Genomic DNA, 18,076 nt, shown 5'->3' with positions numbered 1-18,076 from the left:
CGGATTGGACGCTGGCAGGCGGACAACGATGCTGGAAGTACCGGTCGCTCCTCCCCGCCGGGCGTTGTCCACGTTTATCGCGTAGTGCATAGTGATATCCACTCAGTGTTCCCGCCCCGAGGGATGGACAACCAATGAAGAGCAAGCCGGCCACAGCGGTGATTCAGACAGCACATCGGAAGCTCTCGGAGGCGCTCCCGTTCAGCGACCGGGCTGACTTCGTCGATGCCGACAGGGGGTTTATCGCAGCTCTGGAACCCGGCGTGGTGAGGGCGTCTGACGGCCGGGTTGTCTGGGATAACGACAGCTACGCCTTCCTGTCAGGAGATGCCCCGGCATCGGTCAACCCCAGTCTCTGGCGCCAGTCCTCCCTGGTGGCCAAACAGGGGTTGTATCAAGTGGTTGATGGCATCTACCAGGTGCGCGGTCTGGACCTTTCCAACATCACGTTCGTCGAAGGCGACACGGGTGTGATCGTGATCGACCCGCTCATCTCGACGGAGACGGCGGCTGCGGCACTCGCCCTTTACCGCACGCACCGGGGCGACAAGCCGGTTGTCGCCGTCATCTATACGCACAGCCATGTGGACCACTTCGGCGGCGTCTTCGGAGTTGCGTCGGAGGAGGCGGTGAAGGCCGGTCGCATCGAGGTGATCGCGCCGGTGGGTTTTGTCGAACACGCAGTGTCCGAAAACGTCTACGCCGGGACCGCCATGGCCCGCCGGGCAGGCTACATGTACGGCGCGGCCCTGGAAAGCGGACCCCGGGGCCAGGTCGGAGCAGGGCTCGGCCAGACGACATCAACAGGAGAAGTCGGCCTCATCGTGCCGACCCTTGACATCAGCGAGACCGGCCAGACTCACAGGGTCGACGGCGTCGAAATCGAGTTCCAGATGGCCCCGGGGACTGAGGCGCCGGCGGAGATGCACTTCTATTTCCCCCGATACCGTGCCCTGTGCATGGCCGAAAACGCGACCCACACCCTGCACAACCTGCTGACCCTGCGCGGGGCGCTCGTCCGCGACCCGCACGTGTGGTCGTCCTACCTGACCGAAGCCATCGAAACGTTCGGTGCTCGAACCGATGTTGCGTTCGCGTCCCACCACTGGCCCACATGGGGATCCGAACGCATCATCGATTATCTGTCCACACAACGCGACCTGTACGCCTACTTGCATGATCAGACCCTGCGGTACATCAACCAGGGCTACACGGGGTCAGAGATCGCCGAGATCATCGAGTTGCCGCCGGCACTGGAGAGTTCCTGGAGCACGCGTGGCTACTACGGCTCCGTCAGCCACAACGTCAAGGCCATCTACCAGCGGTACATGGGATGGTTTGATGCAAACCCCGGCCGGCTCTGGACACACACTCCGGCCGAACTCGCGACCCGGTACGTCGAGGCGATGGGCGGGCTCGATCCAGTCATCAAACTCGCCCAGTCTGCCTTCGACTCAGGAGACTTCCGTTGGGCTGCGACCCTACTGGACCACGCCGTCTTCTCCGACCCGGATCACGCCGCAGCCCGCGCCCTCTATGCCGACACCCTGGAACAGCTCGGGTATGGCTCCGAGAACGGGACTTGGCGGAACTTCTTCCTTTCGGGCGCTGCGGAGCTCCGCGAAGGCAACTTCGGCACCCCGACGGTGACGGCGGCACCGGCGATTCTCGCCCAGCTCACTCCAGAACAGCTCTTCGACTCGCTCGCGATCTCGGTCAACGGCCCCAGAGCATGGGATCTCGATCTGACACTAAACGTGACGTTTACCGATCTCGAAACGACTTACCGGGTCACCCTGCGCAACGGCGTCCTCATATCCACCAAAGGGGCCATCGATGCGGCAGCAGCGGTGTCGCTCTCCGTCACTAAAGGCCGGATGCTCGCGCTCCTCGGAGGGGACACTGATTCTGCCGGCATCGATCTCACCGGCGACGCCACCGTCCTCCATTCCCTGCTCGGCGTACTCGACGACGGCGACCCGTCGTTCAACATCGTGACCCCGTAGCCGGCCCGTTCCACCGGCAATGAAGGCTTTGCCCAGGTGCCGGCACGAGCGCCGCCAAGGACGAAGACGAGGCACTTCACTGCACGACACGGGCTCTGTCAGCCAGAAAGGGCCCTAGTTTCGTAGACTCGATGGGTTCGACATTGTCTCCGCTCCAGGGACAAGCCGCCACAGGAAGAGCCATCGATGAAGATTATCGTCCTAGTAAAGGAGGTCCCCGACACGTACGGGGACCGAAAACTGAACCTCGAGACGGGCCTCGCCGATCGAGGAGCCAGCGAGGCAGTCATTGATGAGATCGGTGAGCGGGCCCTGGAGCTGGCACTGACCTACGCCGACGCGAACCAGGGCACTGAGGTCGCAATCCTTTCCCTCGCCCCCGAGAGTGCAACGGCAACGATTCGCAAGGGGCTTGCGATGGGCGCGGGAAGCGCCACCCACGTCTGTGACGAGGCGCTCCGGGGAGCGGACCTGGGACTTACCGCTGAAACCCTCGCCGCAGCGATCCGCCGCAGTGGGTTTGACCTGGTGATTACCGGCAACGTCTCCACCGATGGATCCGGCGGAATGATTCCCGCGATGCTTGCCGAACTGCTTGACGTGCCGCATGCCACCGGGCTCAGCTCCGTCGAGATCAGCGACGGCGCGGTGTCGGGTTCCAGGGCCGTTGACACCGGCGTGCAGAAGGTCTCAGCGAACCTGCCCGCGGTGATTTCCATTACCGAGGCACTTCCGGAGGCGCGCTTCCCGAACTTCAAGGGCATTATGGCCGCGAAGAAGAAGCCCCTTGAGGTCCTGACACTCGCGGACCTCGGGATCACGGCCGACAACCCGGAGGCGGCGCGTTCGATCATGCTGACCATTGCGGAGAGGCCCCCGCGCGCGGCGGGCGTGAAGATCATCGACGAGGGTGATGCCGGCGAAAAGCTCGCTGAGTTCCTGATCGAAAACCGACTGGCCTAAGGATCAACGACATGACTGAATTCCCTCGTGACGCAATCCTCGTCGTCGTCGAAACCCGGGCATCCGGTGAACTCGAGCAGGCCGCGGCCGGGCTCTTCGGTGCCGCCGCTGCCGTTGGCACCCCGGTTGCATTGGTACTTGCCTCACCCGGCGCCGGGAGCGCCGCCGCCGTGGAGGCCGCGGCCCTTGGTGCCGCACACGCCCTCATCGCGGAGACTCCGGATCCTTCCGCGCTCGGAGTGCCGGGCGTTGACGCGCTTGCCGCCGCCGTGGAGCAGGTGCAGCCGGACGCGATCCTGATTTCGCATTCCCTGAACGGGCGCGACCTCGCCGGCCGTTATGCTGCCCGTTCGCGTGCGGCGATTTCTGCCGATGCGGTCAGTGTTTCCCGTGATGACGAGGGCGTCGTGGCACACCACTCCGTCTACGGCGGCGCCTACAACGTGACGTCATCGTCCACGTTTGGGGCGCCGGTGATTACGGTCCGCCAGGGCTCCATCGAGGCCCGGGCCGAGGCTCAGCCGCAAGCGTCGCAGACCTTGGCCGTGATGCCCTCCGAGAAACCGGCCGCGCGGATCGACTCCTTCGAGGAGGCAACTGCCGCCACCTCGCGGCCGGAACTGCGTGGTGCTGCGAAGGTTGTCGCCGGTGGCCGTGGCCTTGGCTCGGAAGAACAGTTCGCACTCGTTGGACAGCTCGCCGATACGCTCGGTGCTGCCGTTGGCGCGTCGCGCGCCGCGGTGGATGCAGGATTCGTCCCCACAGCGCATCAGGTCGGCCAGACCGGGGTTTCCGTGTCACCGCAGCTGTATGTCGCGCTGGGCATTTCTGGCGCGATTCAGCACCGGGCCGGCATGCAGACCGCGAAGATGATCGTCGCCATCAACAAGGATGGCGACGCGCCGATCTTCGAGGTCGCGGACTATGGTGTGGTCGGCGACGTCTTCAAGGTTGTTCCCCAGCTCATTAGCGCACTTGAGGCCCGGAAGAAGTAGCGATGGCAACTCTGTCTCGGTCCATTCGGCGGGGCCTGCCGCGCGTCGAAGGTGGTGAACCCTGGCCTCCAGCAGGCCAGGCGCCCGCCCGCATAGTCACGGAAGAAGCCGCAGAAGCGGTCGATGTGTCGGTGTCTGTTTCCGGGGCAGCGGCGGCCGCCGCCGAGCCAGTGGCCGCCGCGCCGTCCGCCATCGGGCCAATGGCCGCCGCGCCGTCCGCCCCCGCTGCTGTCCAGGAAACGGCGCCGGCGGCAGTGTCCGCGCCGGTCCCTGCAGTGAGCCCAGGCGCTGCGGAGGCGCGGCAGCTGCGCCGCGGCCTGCCGCGCGTGCCGGGCGGCGAACCTTGGCCGCCAGCAGGCGAGGCTCCGGTGTCAGTGGCGGCTCTGTCCGGGGCTCCGGCCGCGGGCGCCACGGCGGCATCTGCCGTAGATGCAGCCGCAGATGCTGCTGAGAAAGCAGCGGTGCCGGCAGCGGCGGTGACTTCAGCTGCTCCGGCAGCCGCACCCGCCACACTCACTATGGGAACCACCTCGCTGCGTCGCGGGCTTCCCCGTGTCCCCGGCGGCGAGCCCTGGCCACCGGCTGGGCTTGCTCCGGCGGCCGCCGCCCCTGCGGTGCAGGCAGGTCCCCAACATGTTGCCGACGCCGCCCCTGCCCCGGCTCCCAGCGTGGTGAAGGCCGACGTCGGCGCGGAGCCCTCGGCGTCGAGCGCACCCGCGGCCGCCGCCGCTTCACCGGTGGCGCAGCCCGTCGCCCCGGCACCCGCGGCACAGCCAGTCGCCCCGGCACCCGCGGCGCGGCCCGTTGTCGCCGCCCCGGCATCCGCGGCACAGCCAGTCGTCGCGGCACCCGTGGCGCAGCCCGCCGCCGTCGAAAAGCCCGTGAAGCCAAAGGCTGAGGCAAGGCTCTACGGCTCACGTACCCTGGGCCAGTGGATCAAGCTCGTCGTGCTCTTCGCCGTCGGCGGAGTGGCCGCCGCAGCGATTCTTGTGCTCGCCGCGCGCGGTGTAACGACGCTGCCGGGCGTACCCGAGTTCCTCGAGAGATACCCCGGCGCGTATGACCTGCCCGATACGGTGGAGCCCGGCTTCCCGTGGTGGGCGCAGTGGGCGCACTTCCTGAACATCTTCCTGATGGTGCTAATCATTCGCTCCGGCTATCAGGTGCGCACGCAGCAGAAGCCGCCGGCGTTCTGGACGCCGAAGCGCGGTGGCAAGAAGATCAGCATCAACCTGTGGCTGCACCAGACGCTGGACATTTTGTGGCTGGCCAACGGACTCATCTTTGTGGTGCTGCTGTTTGCCTCTGGCCGCTGGATGAGGATCGTGCCGAGCAGTTGGGAGGCGTTCCCGAACGCGCTCTCCGCGCTCCTGCAGTACATGACACTGGACTGGCCCGTTGAGTCCGGTTGGGTGAACTACAACAGCCTGCAGCAGATCATGTACTTCGTGGTGGTGTTCATCGCGGCCCCGGTCGCGGCGATCACGGGTGTGCGCATGAGCGAGTTCTGGCCGAAGAACGCGAAAACGCTGAACAAGGTCTACCCGTTGGAGGTTGCGCGCGCGGTTCACTTCCCGACCATGCTGTTTTTTGTGCTGTTCATCCTCATCCACGTGTTCCTCGTGTTCGCGACCGGTGCGCTGCGCAACCTGAACCACATGTTCGGCGGCACCGACGTGGTGAACTGGGTCGGGTTCTGGCTCTTCGCGGCCGCAATCGCCATCACGGCGGCCGGATGGTACGCCGCCCGGCCGCTCGTGCTCGCGCCCATCGCGAAGCTGTTCGGCCAGGTGAGCAGCCGCTAAGCCGGAATTCCCCCGTTCAGCGGCGCAGCAGGTAATCGGCCACACCGTCCGGGTTTGCCAGGGCGAGGAGATGGCCGCCGGGCAGGACGTCGGGCTCCATGCCGAGGCGTTCGCGGGCGACCCGTTGTTGGAAGTCCAGCGGAAAGAAGCGGTCTCCCCGTCCGGCCAGGACGCGGGTTGGGATCCTGGGCCAGTCCGTGAAGGTGCAGACTGACTCGAACACCGCGTTTGCTTCGGGGCGTTGGTGCGGTTCGCCTTCCGCGGCGACTTCCGGCGGAACGTCGTGCAGGAAGTAGGTGTCCGTGTCGAACTCCGTGCTGTACCCGTGGGCCTGGGCCGCGCTTTGCTGCGCCGCAGCCCAGCCGGTGTTGTCCCACCATGCACCGGGGGTCTCGCCCGGTAAGGGGATCATCGCATTCACCAGGACAAGCCCGGCGACGGGGGCTTTTTCGCACACGAGCGGGGCGGTGAAGCCACCCAGCGACTGCGCAACGAGCACCACGTCGTGGCGTCCACCGATGGCCTCAAGAACCAGGCGCGCGTACTCGGGCAGCCCGGCGCTTTCGTCGTCGCCGGGCAGATCGACAGCGACGGCTTCGTGGCCGGCCCCCTGCAGCAACGGAACGACGCGGCTCCAGTACCAGGCCGCGCCGCCCGCTCCGGGGATCAGGACGAACGTACTCACCGCAGCACCGGCCAAACGCCGACGTCGGGACCCCGGTTCTGGACCGGCAGGTGGCGGCCGTGGGGCCGGCTACGTTTCAACACCGAGCTCATCTCCCCATTGTTACCCCGCCCGCATCGACTCGGGCACCCGCAATACCCCCACTGCCGCTACCAAATACGGCACCGGATCGGGGTCCGTCCCGGCGGCCCACTGCGTCCAGGCCTCGAACGTCGCGCCGATCAACGCGGCACACAGATACCCGGCCACGTCCTCGGGGACGCCCGCGGACATCAGGTAGGCCCTGGTCCGCTCGCGCTGGGGCGCCAGCGATTCGTAGCTGCGGCTGGCCAGTTCGGGGTGCTCGGCGATCAGCCGCAGCCGGCCGCGCGTGACCGCGAGATCCGGCAGAACGGCAACTCCGGCGACCGCAGCGTCGCGCAGCCGGGCCAGGATGCCGCGGTCGGCCAAGCCGGCAGCGCGGGCGGAGTCCAGCACCCGGCCCGACGCTTCGACCACCGGTTCCATGCCGCCCCAGACGAGCTCGGCCTTGCTGGCGAAGTAGCGGTACAGGCTCTTGCGCCCGATTCCCGCCTCGCGGGCGATGTCTTCCATGGAGGTCTGCTCGTAGCCGCGCTCAGCGAACAGCCGCAGTGCGACGGCGGCCACGGCGTCCGGATCAATCGTCACCGGGCGCCCGGTGGAGCGCGGGACGGCGGCGGTCACAGCATCCGAAGGCATCCCACCAGTATTCACCCTTACATAATGACACAGAGTGTCATAAGGTGGACCGCATCACCGTCAGCAACGTCTGGAAGGACATCATGGGCAACGAAGCTTCATGGCAGGAAGCCACCACCACCGGCCGGTTCGCCGGTAAGACCGTCATCGTCACCGGCGCGGCCTCCGGCATCGGCCAGGCCACCGCGCTGCGGATCGCCAAGGAAGGCGGCCGCGTCATCGCCGCCGACATCAGCAAGGAACGCTTGGATGATCTGGTGGCCGAGAACGCCGGGCTGGACCTGGTCCCCGTCGCCGGCGACATCTCCACCGAAGAGACCGTGGCCGCCGTCGTCGCTGCCGCCGGCGGACGCGTCGACGCCCTGGCGAACGTTGCCGGCATCATGGACAACTTCGCCCCGATCCACGAGGTGGACGACGACACCTGGGATCGCGTCTTCCGGATCAACGTCACCGCCCTCATGCGCCTCACCCGCGCCGTGGTGCCGCTGATGCTGGACGCCGGCACCGGCTCCGTGGTCAACGTCGCCTCCGAGGCCGGCCTGCGCGGGTCCGCCGCCGGCGCCGCCTACACCGCGTCCAAGCACGCCGTCGTCGGCCTGACCAAGAACTCGGCCGTGATGTACGGGCCGAAGGGCCTGCGCTTCAACGCCGTGGCCCCCGGCCCCACCATCACCAACATCGTGGCCAACTGGGGATCCCAGCTCGCGGCCGAACGCCTCGGCCCGCTCATGCAGGCCACCGTCCCGACGCCCGCCACGGCCGCGCAGCTCGCCGCGTCCATCACCTTCCTGCTCAGCGACGACGGAACCAACATCAACGGCGCCATCCTCGCCTCCGACGGCGGCTGGTCCGCCCTGTAGGCGAGCGGCACTCAACGCAGCCGGACGACGGCGGGATGTACCGCCGTCGTCCGCTTGGGTCGCTCGTTTGCTCTACCCGGGATGACGCTGGACGGCCGAGGGTGGAGGCGGTGGCCCGGTCACTTTGGACCCGTCGACGCTGACCTCGTTCCGCGCCGCGTCCGCTGTCGTGGAACTATATTCGGACAAGGGGGAGGATCGGACTGCAGTGCAGGCACAAAGGAAGGCGGGGTTTCTGAATGGCGGAAATGCCGCCCGCCACGGTGGAAGTGACTAACGCGCTGGTCCAGCGCCTCGTCCGGGACCAGCGGCCCGACCTCGGCGATTGTCCGATAGCGCGGGTTGCGAACGGCTGGGACAACGCGACCTTCCGGCTCGGAGACAGCCTGGCCGTCCGGCTGCCGCGCAGGGCGGAGGCCGTGCCGCTGATACTTCACGAGCAGCGCTACCTTCCCGACATAGCTCGCCGCTCCCCGGTTGCTGTTCCTGTCCCCGTCCATGCCGGCAGGCCGACATCGGACTTTCCATGGCCGTGGAGCATCGTGCCGTGGGTCCCCGGAGCCGCTGCGGCCGACGTCGGCCCGGCAGACCGCGGACCGGCGGCTGAAGGCTTGGCCGATTTCCTGCTGTCCCTTCACGTGCCCGCCGAAACTGACGTCCCGGTGAATCCGTTCCGAGGCGTGCCGCTGATAGACCGTGACGCTGTGCTGGTGGAACGGCTCGGGGACCACGAACGCTACCCGCAGGCGGCAGCGCTGAGAGCAGTGTGGGCGCAGGCCTGTGCCGCCAAAGCCTGGGATGGTCCGGCAATGATGCTCCACGGGGACCTCCACCCTGGCAACATCCTGCTGGCGGACGACGGCTCCCTGGCCGGCGTCATCGATTTCGGCGACGTCGGGGCAGGGGACCCGGCTGTCGATCTTGCGGTGGGGTGGCTGATGTTCGACGCCGGCACTCGCCGCCGCTTCATGGGCGACTTTGGCTCCGCAGTCGACGGGGACGCCTGGATGAGGGCGCGCGGTTGGGCCCTCATCCTGTCCACCGCCATGCTGAGCAACTCCGACGATAATCCGCGGATGTTCGCCGTAGGAAAGTTCGGGATCAGGCAGATCCTGGATGACGGACTTAGCCTGAAACTCTGACGCCGGCATTAATGGTGCTCCTATTAATGTCAGTGGCTCCTTCTATGGTGTTGGTATGGAAGGCAGAGCAGTTGCCGAGACGTTGGAGGCCATGGAGGCCTCCCTCGCTGCAATGGCTGCATGTGCCGATCGCGGAGCCGGGAACGTGCACTCGACTGGCGCTGACCTTCTCCGGGACGGAGCGGACGCGTGCCTGGACGGCATGGCAGAAGTGAGCCGGATGGAAGCCAGGCTTGCCGCGCTGAAAGTGCACTTCGCCGCCGGATTTGCCCGCGCTACTGTGGCCATGGCGGCCCCGGCTGCTTCCCCGCAGGAGCGCACCGCCCAGGAAATGGCGGCGACAGCAGAAGTGGCTTGTGTCCTGACCGTGAGTGAACGATCGGCGGCGGCGCTCCTGGCGGAATCAGCCACCCTGACCACCGGGTTGCCCCTGACCCTGTCTGCGCTGCAGGCCGGGAGCATTTCATGGCAACACGCACGCGTGATGTGTGATGAAACGTCCGGCCTGGACCCCGCTGCGGCGGCTGCTTTGGAGGCTCATTTCCTGAACCCGGAAGCTCCTTTCGCCGCGCGTGGCTGCCCGGCGGGGGAGCTCGTGCCGGGCAGGTTCCGGGCCAAAGCGCGCAGATGGCGTGAGCTGCACCATCCCGTAAGCATCGAAACGCGCCACCGCAAGGGTGTGGAGGACCGTCGGCTGGAATATGTGCCGGACCGGGACGGCATGGCCTGGCTCTCGGCCTATGTGACCGCGGACGTGGCGGTGGCTGGATGGTCCCGCGTCACGGAAGCGGCCCGTGCCCTGCAGGGGCCGAATGAATCCCGGACCCTGACCCAGCTCCGTGCGGACGTGGCCGCAAACTGGCTGCTGACGGGGGTGGCGGAAGGAACTCCGTCACCCAAGGCGCAGGTCCTGGTGACCGTACCGGTGCTGTCTCTATTGGGCGCCGTGACGGAACCGGCCACGCTGGACGGGTATGGTCCCGTTCCGCCGTCCATGGCCCGCCGGCTTGTGGGGGATGGCGCCGGATCGTTCCTGCGTGTGCTGACCGATCCGCGCACCGGAGCGCCGCTGGAAATCGGACGGACCAGCTACCGGGTTCCGAAGGCGATGCGCCAATGGTTGCGGCTTCGGGACGGCCGGTGCCCTTTTCCGGGCTGTAATAACCATTCCATGGATAACGAAGCGGATCATCTGTTGGCTTGGTCCGAGGGAGGCGGCACCGGCGTCACCAACCTGGGCCAGCCATGCCGGCGGCACCACCGACTCAGACACACCACAGCATGGAGGCCGGTTGACGCGACCCGGGACCAGCCACCCGGCTGGATCTCACCTGCGGGACGCTCCTATCCCAGCGAACAACAAGACTGGGAACCACCACACTGGCCGCAGCACCTCGGCCACGCGGGTGAAGGGCAGGAGTTGGAACCGCCCGACTGGCCCGACGTACTTGCCGGTGACGTCGGCCCCGGAGAGCCCGAGCCGCCATTACCGGTCGATCCCTTTCCTGACTGGGCACTGTTCATCGCGGCGTAGGATCGACTCTCCATGTTCCCCCCTCGCCAATGACGGGGGCGCGATGAGGCAAATGGGTGCGGAAGCTTCGGGCTTTGGTGGTCGCGCCGAGTTTGTCCGGATTACGTACGAGGTAGATGCCCGTAACCTGTTCGTTGCTTGATTCAACAAGGGCCACAAGGTCAACCCTGTCTCCGCTGTAAATGATGAGGGCCGGCATCCCGTTCAAAGATGATGATTCAACCCGCAGATCAGGGAGCGGGTTTTTTGCGATGCCAGTGAGGAAGCGCACGATGTTGTCCGCGCCAATAACGGGTTTGCGGGCCGCTGTGACTTTTCCGCCTCCATCGGAGAGGAGGACGGCTCCGGGGGCGAGTACATCCATGAGGGACTGCATATCGCCCCCGAGTAGAGCCGTGAGGAACCGGTCAGCGACTGCTCGTTGCTGTCGTGCATCCACCTCAAAGCGCGGTCGACGCGCGCGCACGTGCGCCTTTGCCCTGCTTGCTATTTGACGGACGGCCGCCGGCGACTTGTCTGTGGCTTCGGCGATCTCCTCGTATGGGAAATCGAAAACCTCGCGGAGGACGAAAACTGCCCGCTCATCGGGGGACAGGGTCTCAAGCACCACGAGCATCGCAAATGACAGTGATTCACTCAGGACAGCATTCTCCGCGACATCCGGGGCCGTGACCACAGGCTCCGGGAGCCACGGACCAATGTAGTCTTCCCGGCGGCGTTGAGCTGCCCTCAGCGAGTTCAACGCTTGACGCGTCACGGTCTTGGCCAGGTAGGCTCGCGGATTTTGGACAGCTTCTGTATCGACACCGGACCATCTCAGAAAGCTCTCCTGAACGACGTCCTCGGCATCCGTAACTGTTCCCGTGATTTCGTAGGCAATGGTGAAAAGCAGTGAACGGTGTTCCTCGAAAACTCCTGCTGTTCCCACAGCCTTACCTGGCTTCTGCCGGCCGGGGCCCCTTGGGCCAGCTGAACGAACCGCTCCGACGAAGCTCGCCTCTGATCCAGGAAAGCGTCATTTGGCACATCTGCGCTTTCACCGTTGCCGCGAGACGACCCCGAAGGACGAACCGGCGCGGCTGGTCGTCGGCGCGCACGGTCTGAACGAGTCCGGACTTGCGTCCCAGGCTGATGCACCTGAGCATGTATCCGACTGAAAGCGGGGCCGGAGCTCGTTTATCGAGGCGGGCCATGATGCTGTCGGCCGCGTGAGCACCAAGCGGCAGGGCCGTCGCGCAGCTCATGCGCAGGTGACCGGCGACGCTTTGGGGGGCTTGTATGGCATCGCCCGCACCGAAGATGTCGGGGAACTGCGGGCACGAGAGTGACTCGTCGACCATGAGCCGCCCGAGGGCATCGGTTGGCAGTCCGCTGTCACGTGCCAGGTCCGGTGCGCTGAATCCTGCGGTCCAGATCGTGCAGTCAGACCGCAGGGTGTCACCACCCGACGTTATGACCGAGGAATCGTCGCACCCTTGCACATCGGTATTCTCTATCATTTCGACGCCGAGCCCTGAAAGCCGTTTCATGACCGCGTGTCGGCCGGAGCCGGAGAGGCTGCCGGCAATGGCTCCGCGGGAAATGAGCTGTACCTGTAGCCGCTGATACTTTTCCGCGATTTCGGCTGTAACCTCGATGCCGGTCAGGCCAGCTCCGATGATGCTGACGGTTGAGCCTGGATCCAGTTGCGAAAGCCGGGCCCGTAAGCGGTTTGCGTCCCCGGGATCTTTCAGAGCGTAAGCGCCCGCCGGAATCTTGCCCGAGGCCTGGATACTGCCCACGGCGTACAGCAGTACATCGTAGTCGAGCGGTTCGCGGCCGCCTGATATGTGCACGTAGTGGTTTTCAGGGTCGATGCGGGACGCAGTGCCTTCGACGAGGTCCGCACGCTCATGCAGCAGCGACCGCATAGGCACCCGGGCTGATTGCCGACTTCCTGCCGCGACCTCGTGAAGGCGAATCCTTTCCACGAAATCGGAAATCGGGTTGATGACGGTAACGCTGATGGAGTCAGACAGTCGCGGACTTCCGGCGAGCCGGTTCGCGGCCATGACTCCGGCATACCCGGCGCCGATAATAACCACACGACAACGTATTGACACGGTGACTCCTATCGCTGAACGAACGTTTGAACATAGGACACCGCAGAGGCCCGAATTGTGACACACCCAAGAAGTGCGCATGACACTCGTCACGCACCGCTGCGACCACCAGTTCGAGTTCCAGTTCGCCACGGATGTGCTCCTGACGCGTCCACGGCTCAGCGTGGCCGTTCACTGCTGTTTACCGGCCCTCCATCGCGTGGCCCGACCCTGTTAGTGCGGATCGGAGAGCCTGTTTGAGGCATCGGCGCGCCCGATCGGTCGAGCTGAACTATGCCCCCTGAACCGCACCAAGGAGAACCCCGTGCTTATCAAAAGTGCTGTCGCCGCGATGGTGGCCCTCACATCCCTGACCGGAATCGCCGTCCCCTCCTCTGCCGCCACCTCCTCCCGGGATGCTGTGCTGGGCCAGCCGCTGTTGGAGGCCCATGCGCACAACGACTACGAGCACGGCCGCCCGCTCTTTGACGCCTTGGAGCATGGGTTCACCAGCGTCGAGGCGGACGTTTGGCTGGTTGACGGCGAACTATTGGTCGCTCACGACCGGGAGAACGCACAGTCGGGAAAGACCCTGGCGAGCCTGTACCTGGATCCGTTGGACAAACTAGTCCAGCAGGAAGGTCACAGCGTCTATCCGGGCTGGGACGGCAGCTTGCAGTTGCTGATAGACATCAAGAGCGACGGCGAGAGCACCTACGCTGCCATTGAGCAGGAGCTGCGCAAGCACCCGGCCCTCATGACCCTTTACAGCAAGGGTAAAGTCAGCCCCGGCCCGGTGACCGCCGTGATCAGCGGCAATAGGCCGCTGACCACCATGCAGGCGGAAGACAAACGCTATGGGTTTTTCGACGGGCGCTCAGCCGACCTTGCCTCCGGGATGCCTTCAGCGCTCATGCCGCTGATCAGTGATAACTGGACAAAGCTGTTTACGTGGCAGGGTGTTGGCCCGATGCCCGAGGCGGAACGCGTCAAACTCCACGCGTACGTCGCGGACGCACATGCCAAGGGATATCGGGTCCGATTCTGGGCGACTCCGGACCAGCCGGGCGAGGCACGCGAAGCCCTTTGGACCGAGCTTCACCGGGCAGGTGTTGACCACATCAACACCGACGACCTTGCAGCACTGGAATCGTTCCTCAAAGCCCAGCAGCCATAAGACCAAGATCCACGAAGCCGAGCAGAATCCCGGAATGTAGCAGCGGCCGAACCCGATCCTGCCGGTAGCCGCCGCTGCCCCCGGCAGCCGCAAGCGGACGACGGCGGGAAGTCCCGCCGTCGTCCGCTCACTGTGGCCGCAAACATTTGGAAGCGGGTGGCCAGCGGCAGGGCAATGTAAACGCCGACGCTTGTAAATCCTCATTGTGGCGGCTGGCCGACTACGCCACGATGTCCGTATGAACGCTGAAACACCGAAGGCGGCGGAGCTGAACCTTCCCCAGGCCTTCCTCCTTCTGGCAACGAACGACAAAGACGGCAAACCTGTTGTGCCGATGTACGCACTCAGGACCACCTTGGCGGGGGCAATACTGGCCGAGCTGGACCTGATCGGTGCAATCGAGCTGCAGGGGAAGCTCGTCAGGGCTACCGGCACTGCCCCGGAAACGGACTTCCAGCGCGAGCTGGAGCTCATCCGCGGCAAATCTCGGCCCCACACTCCCAAACGGTGGGTCTCCATGCTGGAGGGCCGCGCCGAAATGCAGCGTGTCTACGAGGGGATGGCGGCACTGGGCATCGTGGAACATGTCGGCGAAAAACACCTGGGTCTGTTCCGGACCGTGCGGTACCCGGAGAAGGACCACGCTCCGGAGGCGGCGCTCCTGACAAAGATCCAGGCCGCACTCGGTGGTGCGCCGCCCGCTCCCGGGACGCCTGATGCCAAGGCACCTGATGCCGGGACGCCCGCTCCCGCGACGCCTGATGCCACGGCACCTGATACCGGGACGTCCGCTCCCGGGACGCCTGACGCCACGGCACCTGATGCCGGGACGCCCGCTCCCGGGACGCCTGACGCCACGGCACCCGACGCCAGAACCACAGCGCTGATCGCCCTGCTTCAGGCGGCCGGACTGCTCGGCAAGCTCATACCGGCAGCAGACAAAATCCGGGCTAGTGAGCTGGCGAAAGACTATTGGCCTTCCCGCGCGGTGGAGGTCGAACTCCGCATGATCAGACTGGCAGAGGAAGAAGAACCAGGCATATGAGGATGCCTGAATCGCTAGGTGCGGGAACAACATCATGGCCAACTGTGTCTCCCAAATACCGACCTGTAGGCAGGTTTCCCGTAGGAAGGGAGCGCATCGAGGAACCCCGGCGTTCGTATTGACTACCGCCGGGAGGTCCTGTTCCTACGGTGACGACCGCCGTAGGCTATGGGCATCCACCCCATCGAGGAGGCATTCATGCGCACGGCAACACCCAAGAACCAGGCCGACCAGATCCGCCATCTTTCAGAGAATCTCATCTCTCAGCTCACCGAGGGGAGGGAGTGGGCCACTCCCGGGGTCGAGGCGGCATTGAAAAGAGCGGTGGCCGGGCTCGATGCCGGGATTGAATCCGCGTCTCCGAGGATCCAGACCGGACTACGGCGGCTCGCTGACGAGCTCGCCGGTGGAGTGGAAACTCTGGCTCCCCGTGTTCAAGAGGGCCTGCATCGGGTTGCACCGAAGGTTGTCACGGCACCCGCCCGGGCTAAGTCGCGGCGGACGGCGTCCGGGAAGGCCTGGGTGATTGCCGGAGTGGCGGCCGTCGCGGTGACCGCGGGAGTCGCGGTGTGGCTCGCTTTTCGGCGTGCGGATAACGAGCCGGTGCGGTCCGCGGATGCGCAGCGTACCAGCGGCGTGGACCCCGACCTGCGCGCCACCTCTACGGAGGACCAGACTTGAGGGACCCGGGCGGCATAGGCGGAGGGGGAAGCGTGCAGTCCAAGGGGACATGGCAAATTGCAGTGGGCTTGATATTCCTGGCGGCCACGGTCTTCGTCCTGCCGATGCCGCTGTTCGAGGTGTTCTCGGGCATCGCAGGGCAAGGTGCGGTGACGCTGTTCGTCCTGGGAGTCTGCCTTCTGACAGTTGGTCTTGGGCTTGTCGCGGTAGGGCTGCACAAACGATCCCGGAACCTGCGAACGGCCCGCACCTACGACACCAGGGAGCCGTCCGCGTCCGACGAGGACAGGCCCGTCAATCCTCATGCGCTGCCAAATACCTACGGCGCCCTTCCCCCAATGGGTTAGCCCCAAGACCGTCGACTCGTTCAGGGGAGGGTGGGCCGCAGGGTTATGTGCTGGGGGTTCCGCGGCGCGGGAGCGTCCGACGGCGGCAGGTCCCGCCGTCGTCCGTTTTGTGTGAAACAGCCGCTATTCGCCGGCGGGCTGGAACAACTCGACCACGTTCCCGGACGGATCCTCCAGCAGGATCTGCTGTCCCCGGGCCGGTGACAATGTCGTTCCGGAACGTAACGCCCGCGCCGCGCAGCCGCTTCACTTCGGCCGCGATATCGCCCACGATGAGGTGAATGCGGTTCCATCCTCCCGGCGCGGGCACCGTGCCGACGCTGGGGGGTGCGCAGCCGATCCTTGGGCCTCGAACTCGCGAGTATCGCTACGCCCGGGAGCCGCCGGCGCCGGCCTCCAGCAGCCCGCCTCCGGCCCAGCGCCTGAGCGCGAGCTTTTCGGCGTCGTCGAACTCCATCAGGGCCAGCCGGCACAGCTCTTCCACGTTCCTGGTCCACGCGGCGGCGAGTTCTGCCGCTGACATCTCCTCTGCGAGGGAGCCGCCGGCGTACACCACGCCCTGGATCACGAAGTTGACGGCCGAGCGGGACACCGGCTGCCCGGCCGCAACACAGTCGTCCCGGACAAGGCGGGACAGCTCGCTTCGATTGACCGGCTGCTCCCGGAGCCTGGCGGCCATGGCCTCGATCAGTTGACGGAACTGGGCCGCGGAGAGCGCGGGCACGTCGGTGACCCGGGCGACCCGTTCCGCGATGCCCGGCTCGATCTCACCTCCGGCGGGCAAATCGTCGTCGGAGAACCTCTTCGCATCCCAGACCCAGCCGCCCCGCGCAGCTGAGTATTCGACACCGTGGCCGATCTGGGCCACCCACGTCCCGAACTTGCCGCAGCCGCCCCAGTCCGTCTTCAGGGAGGGATCGGCCGCGAGTGCCCGGTGAGCCACCATGGCCCCGACCACCGGACCCGGGGCAGTCCGGACAAAGTCGCGGACCTCTTTGGCGGCGCCGGAAAGTGTCGTCGCCGTGGACTTCGCCTTCACTGCCCCTTCTGCCCGCGGCGTCTGGACAGATGCCACCGCGTGGATGGACTCGGCCGCGGTCCCGTTGAGGATTGCCACGAAGTCGTGGGACTCCACCACGCTGTCGGCCATCTCCCGGTACGCGAACGCCACGGCACCGGCAGCGATGACGGTGGTCATCCGGTCCGCCGCCCGGAACCGCTGGACCAGCGAGGTGAAGTCCGCATCCGCCGACGCTACGAAGAACTCCTCAATATGTGCCGCGCCGGACAGGGCATCCATTGCGTCCAGCACCAGGTTGATGTCGGTGCTGGACTTGCCCCGCTGGGTCAGGGAGGGGCAGTCGATCACGCGGAAGCCCGCGCGCGTCCAGTACGGCCGGTACTTGGAGTAGATCACCGGATTGAGATAGCAGTTGCGGATCAGGAAACGCCGAGACTCTTCGCCGGCGCCGCCGTCGGCCAGCGCCTCCGTCCAGTGTTTGGGGTCCTCGGCGAATCTCTTCGCGGCCGCCGGGTCCAAGGCCATCAGGCCCGTATAGACGTTGTCGAAGTCCACGAACATCGCGGCACGGATGCCAGGCCGCCGGGACTGGGAGAGGGGATCGCTCATCGGCTCAGTGTGCCAGCAAGAGTGGGGACGTACCAGATGTGTCGTCCCTTCGTTGCTTATTTGCCGTCGCGTTCCGGGCCTCCTCGCGGGCGCAGGAGTTCCGTACGCCTGTCCGGAATCGGCCGGTAGCGGCCGGGAGCGCCGGAACAGCTTGCTACGGCCAGTCTTCGACTGTAAGCATCCGCGCCAAAACCCCGCATGACCTGCAGGGACGCCTGTCCGGAGCCCATGGTCCACCGGACTAAGATGGATCCACGTTGTCGAAATACATCCCTGTAATGAGGGACTTTTCGTGGGGCGGCGCCTGCAAGCGCCGGACGGATTTGTCTGGGCCCGGGGCCCGGACCAATAGTGCCGCCGTCGGTCTCGATCGGCGGGTCCATGTGTGTGAATTGGAAGAGC

Annotated in this window: 16 protein-coding genes; 11 read left to right on the top strand and 5 right to left on the bottom strand. The window is 65.9% G+C overall.

The genetic code is table 11. The features are described 5' to 3' along the window. The first annotated feature begins 134 nt into the window (after window positions 1-134). The 4 genes from C566_RS0116880 to C566_RS21710 all read left to right on the top strand — a co-directional run bounded on the left by C566_RS0116880 (window position 135) and on the right by C566_RS21710 (window position 5,769). Window positions 135-2,006 (top strand): alkyl/aryl-sulfatase, encoded by a 1,872-nt coding sequence (locus C566_RS0116880; protein WP_018775535.1) that lies wholly within the window; start codon window positions 135-137, stop codon window positions 2,004-2,006. A gap of 186 nt (window positions 2,007-2,192) precedes the next feature. Next, a complete protein-coding gene (locus C566_RS0116875) occupies window positions 2,193-2,969 on the top strand; it encodes an electron transfer flavoprotein subunit beta/FixA family protein (RefSeq protein ID WP_018775534.1) in 777 nt (258 codons plus the stop codon). Window positions 2,970-2,980: 11 nt separating this feature from the next. Next, window positions 2,981-3,964 carry an electron transfer flavoprotein subunit alpha/FixB family protein gene (locus C566_RS0116870; RefSeq protein ID WP_018775533.1) on the top strand — a complete coding sequence of 328 codons (984 nt, stop codon included), beginning with the start codon at window positions 2,981-2,983 and terminating at the stop codon, window positions 3,962-3,964. Window positions 3,965-4,482: 518 nt separating this feature from the next. Further along, window positions 4,483-5,769: a cytochrome b/b6 domain-containing protein gene (locus C566_RS21710; RefSeq protein WP_231386410.1), complete on the top strand. Its 1,287-nt coding sequence runs from the start codon at window positions 4,483-4,485 to the stop codon at window positions 5,767-5,769. 16 nt (window positions 5,770-5,785) lie between these two features. On the opposite strand, the gene C566_RS0116860 is transcribed toward C566_RS21710, so the two are convergent. Then, a complete protein-coding gene (locus tag C566_RS0116860) occupies window positions 5,786-6,454 on the bottom strand; it encodes an alpha/beta fold hydrolase (protein WP_043467289.1) in 669 nt (222 codons plus the stop codon). 102 nt (window positions 6,455-6,556) lie between these two features. Then, entirely contained in the window at window positions 6,557-7,174 is a 618-nt protein-coding gene (locus C566_RS0116855) for a TetR family transcriptional regulator (protein ID WP_018775530.1), read from the bottom strand. A gap of 83 nt (window positions 7,175-7,257) precedes the next feature. On the opposite strand from C566_RS0116855, the gene C566_RS0116850 reads away from it, so the two are divergent. The 3 genes from C566_RS0116850 (at window position 7,258) to C566_RS0116840 (ending at window position 10,713) form a co-directional block, all read left to right on the top strand. Further along, window positions 7,258-8,037 (top strand): SDR family NAD(P)-dependent oxidoreductase, encoded by a 780-nt coding sequence (locus C566_RS0116850; protein WP_026266788.1) that lies wholly within the window; start codon window positions 7,258-7,260, stop codon window positions 8,035-8,037. Between the two features lie 239 nt (window positions 8,038-8,276). Then, on the top strand, window positions 8,277-9,179 hold the full coding sequence (locus C566_RS0116845; RefSeq protein WP_018775528.1) for an aminoglycoside phosphotransferase family protein: 903 nt from the start codon (window positions 8,277-8,279) through the stop codon (window positions 9,177-9,179). 55 nt (window positions 9,180-9,234) lie between these two features. Further along, window positions 9,235-10,713: an HNH endonuclease signature motif containing protein gene (locus C566_RS0116840; RefSeq protein ID WP_026266787.1), complete on the top strand. Its 1,479-nt coding sequence runs from the start codon at window positions 9,235-9,237 to the stop codon at window positions 10,711-10,713. Here the strand turns inward: C566_RS0116840 and C566_RS0116835 are convergent. Together C566_RS0116835 and C566_RS0116830 are read right to left on the bottom strand one after the other, a co-directional pair. Then, window positions 10,700-11,641 carry an RNA polymerase sigma-70 factor gene (locus C566_RS0116835; protein WP_018775526.1) on the bottom strand — a complete coding sequence of 314 codons (942 nt, stop codon included), beginning with the start codon at window positions 11,639-11,641 and terminating at the stop codon, window positions 10,700-10,702. The two genes, C566_RS0116840 and C566_RS0116835, sit on opposite strands and share 14 nt — an antisense overlap. A gap of 4 nt (window positions 11,642-11,645) precedes the next feature. Beyond that, the gene (locus C566_RS0116830) at window positions 11,646-12,797 is read right to left on the bottom strand and encodes an NAD(P)/FAD-dependent oxidoreductase (RefSeq protein WP_026266786.1); all 1,152 of its coding nucleotides are present in this window, start codon (window positions 12,795-12,797) and stop codon (window positions 11,646-11,648) included. A 322-nt stretch (window positions 12,798-13,119) separates the two neighbouring features. Between C566_RS0116830 and C566_RS0116825 the strand changes: the two genes are divergently transcribed. The 4 genes from C566_RS0116825 to C566_RS0116810 all read left to right on the top strand — a co-directional run bounded on the left by C566_RS0116825 (window position 13,120) and on the right by C566_RS0116810 (window position 16,044). After that, window positions 13,120-13,971 (top strand): phosphatidylinositol-specific phospholipase C/glycerophosphodiester phosphodiesterase family protein, encoded by an 852-nt coding sequence (locus tag C566_RS0116825; protein ID WP_026266785.1) that lies wholly within the window; start codon window positions 13,120-13,122, stop codon window positions 13,969-13,971. Between the two features lie 238 nt (window positions 13,972-14,209). After that, on the top strand, window positions 14,210-15,016 hold the full coding sequence (locus C566_RS0116820) for a GOLPH3/VPS74 family protein (RefSeq protein WP_018775523.1): 807 nt from the start codon (window positions 14,210-14,212) through the stop codon (window positions 15,014-15,016). Window positions 15,017-15,214: 198 nt separating this feature from the next. After that, window positions 15,215-15,697 (top strand): hypothetical protein, encoded by a 483-nt coding sequence (locus C566_RS0116815; protein WP_155846922.1) that lies wholly within the window; start codon window positions 15,215-15,217, stop codon window positions 15,695-15,697. A 62-nt stretch (window positions 15,698-15,759) separates the two neighbouring features. Next, entirely contained in the window at window positions 15,760-16,044 is a 285-nt protein-coding gene (locus tag C566_RS0116810; RefSeq protein WP_018775521.1) for a hypothetical protein, read from the top strand. Between the two features lie 367 nt (window positions 16,045-16,411). Here the strand turns inward: C566_RS0116810 and C566_RS0116800 are convergent, their stop codons facing one another. After that, window positions 16,412-17,674 carry an NYN domain-containing protein gene (locus C566_RS0116800; RefSeq protein WP_018775520.1) on the bottom strand — a complete coding sequence of 421 codons (1,263 nt, stop codon included), beginning with the start codon at window positions 17,672-17,674 and terminating at the stop codon, window positions 16,412-16,414. Window positions 17,675-18,076 lie beyond the last annotated feature (402 nt).

The sequence above is a fragment of the Arthrobacter sp. 131MFCol6.1 genome (assembly GCF_000374925.1).
In the GTDB taxonomy this organism is placed as follows: Bacteria; Actinomycetota; Actinomycetes; order Actinomycetales; family Micrococcaceae; genus Arthrobacter.
The sequence above is the reverse complement of the archived record's forward strand: the minus strand, read 5'-3'. Positions and strand labels throughout refer to the sequence as shown.

Coding starts and splice junctions, on each gene's coding strand:
- C566_RS0116855 (WP_018775530.1), bottom strand. CDS start 7,174: ATGCCTTCGGATGCTGTGACCGCCGCCGTCCCGCGCTCCACCGGGCGC.
- C566_RS0116880 (WP_018775535.1), top strand. CDS start 135: ATGAAGAGCAAGCCGGCCACAGCGGTGATTCAGACAGCACATCGGAAG.
- C566_RS0116870 (WP_018775533.1), top strand. CDS start 2,981: ATGACTGAATTCCCTCGTGACGCAATCCTCGTCGTCGTCGAAACCCGG.
- C566_RS21710 (WP_231386410.1), top strand. CDS start 4,483: ATGGGAACCACCTCGCTGCGTCGCGGGCTTCCCCGTGTCCCCGGCGGC.
- C566_RS0116820 (WP_018775523.1), top strand. CDS start 14,210: ATGAACGCTGAAACACCGAAGGCGGCGGAGCTGAACCTTCCCCAGGCC.
- C566_RS0116815 (WP_155846922.1), top strand. CDS start 15,215: ATGCGCACGGCAACACCCAAGAACCAGGCCGACCAGATCCGCCATCTT.
- C566_RS0116840 (WP_026266787.1), top strand. CDS start 9,235: ATGGAAGGCAGAGCAGTTGCCGAGACGTTGGAGGCCATGGAGGCCTCC.
- C566_RS0116800 (WP_018775520.1), bottom strand. CDS start 17,674: ATGAGCGATCCCCTCTCCCAGTCCCGGCGGCCTGGCATCCGTGCCGCG.
- C566_RS0116845 (WP_018775528.1), top strand. CDS start 8,277: ATGGCGGAAATGCCGCCCGCCACGGTGGAAGTGACTAACGCGCTGGTC.
- C566_RS0116875 (WP_018775534.1), top strand. CDS start 2,193: ATGAAGATTATCGTCCTAGTAAAGGAGGTCCCCGACACGTACGGGGAC.
- C566_RS0116850 (WP_026266788.1), top strand. CDS start 7,258: ATGGGCAACGAAGCTTCATGGCAGGAAGCCACCACCACCGGCCGGTTC.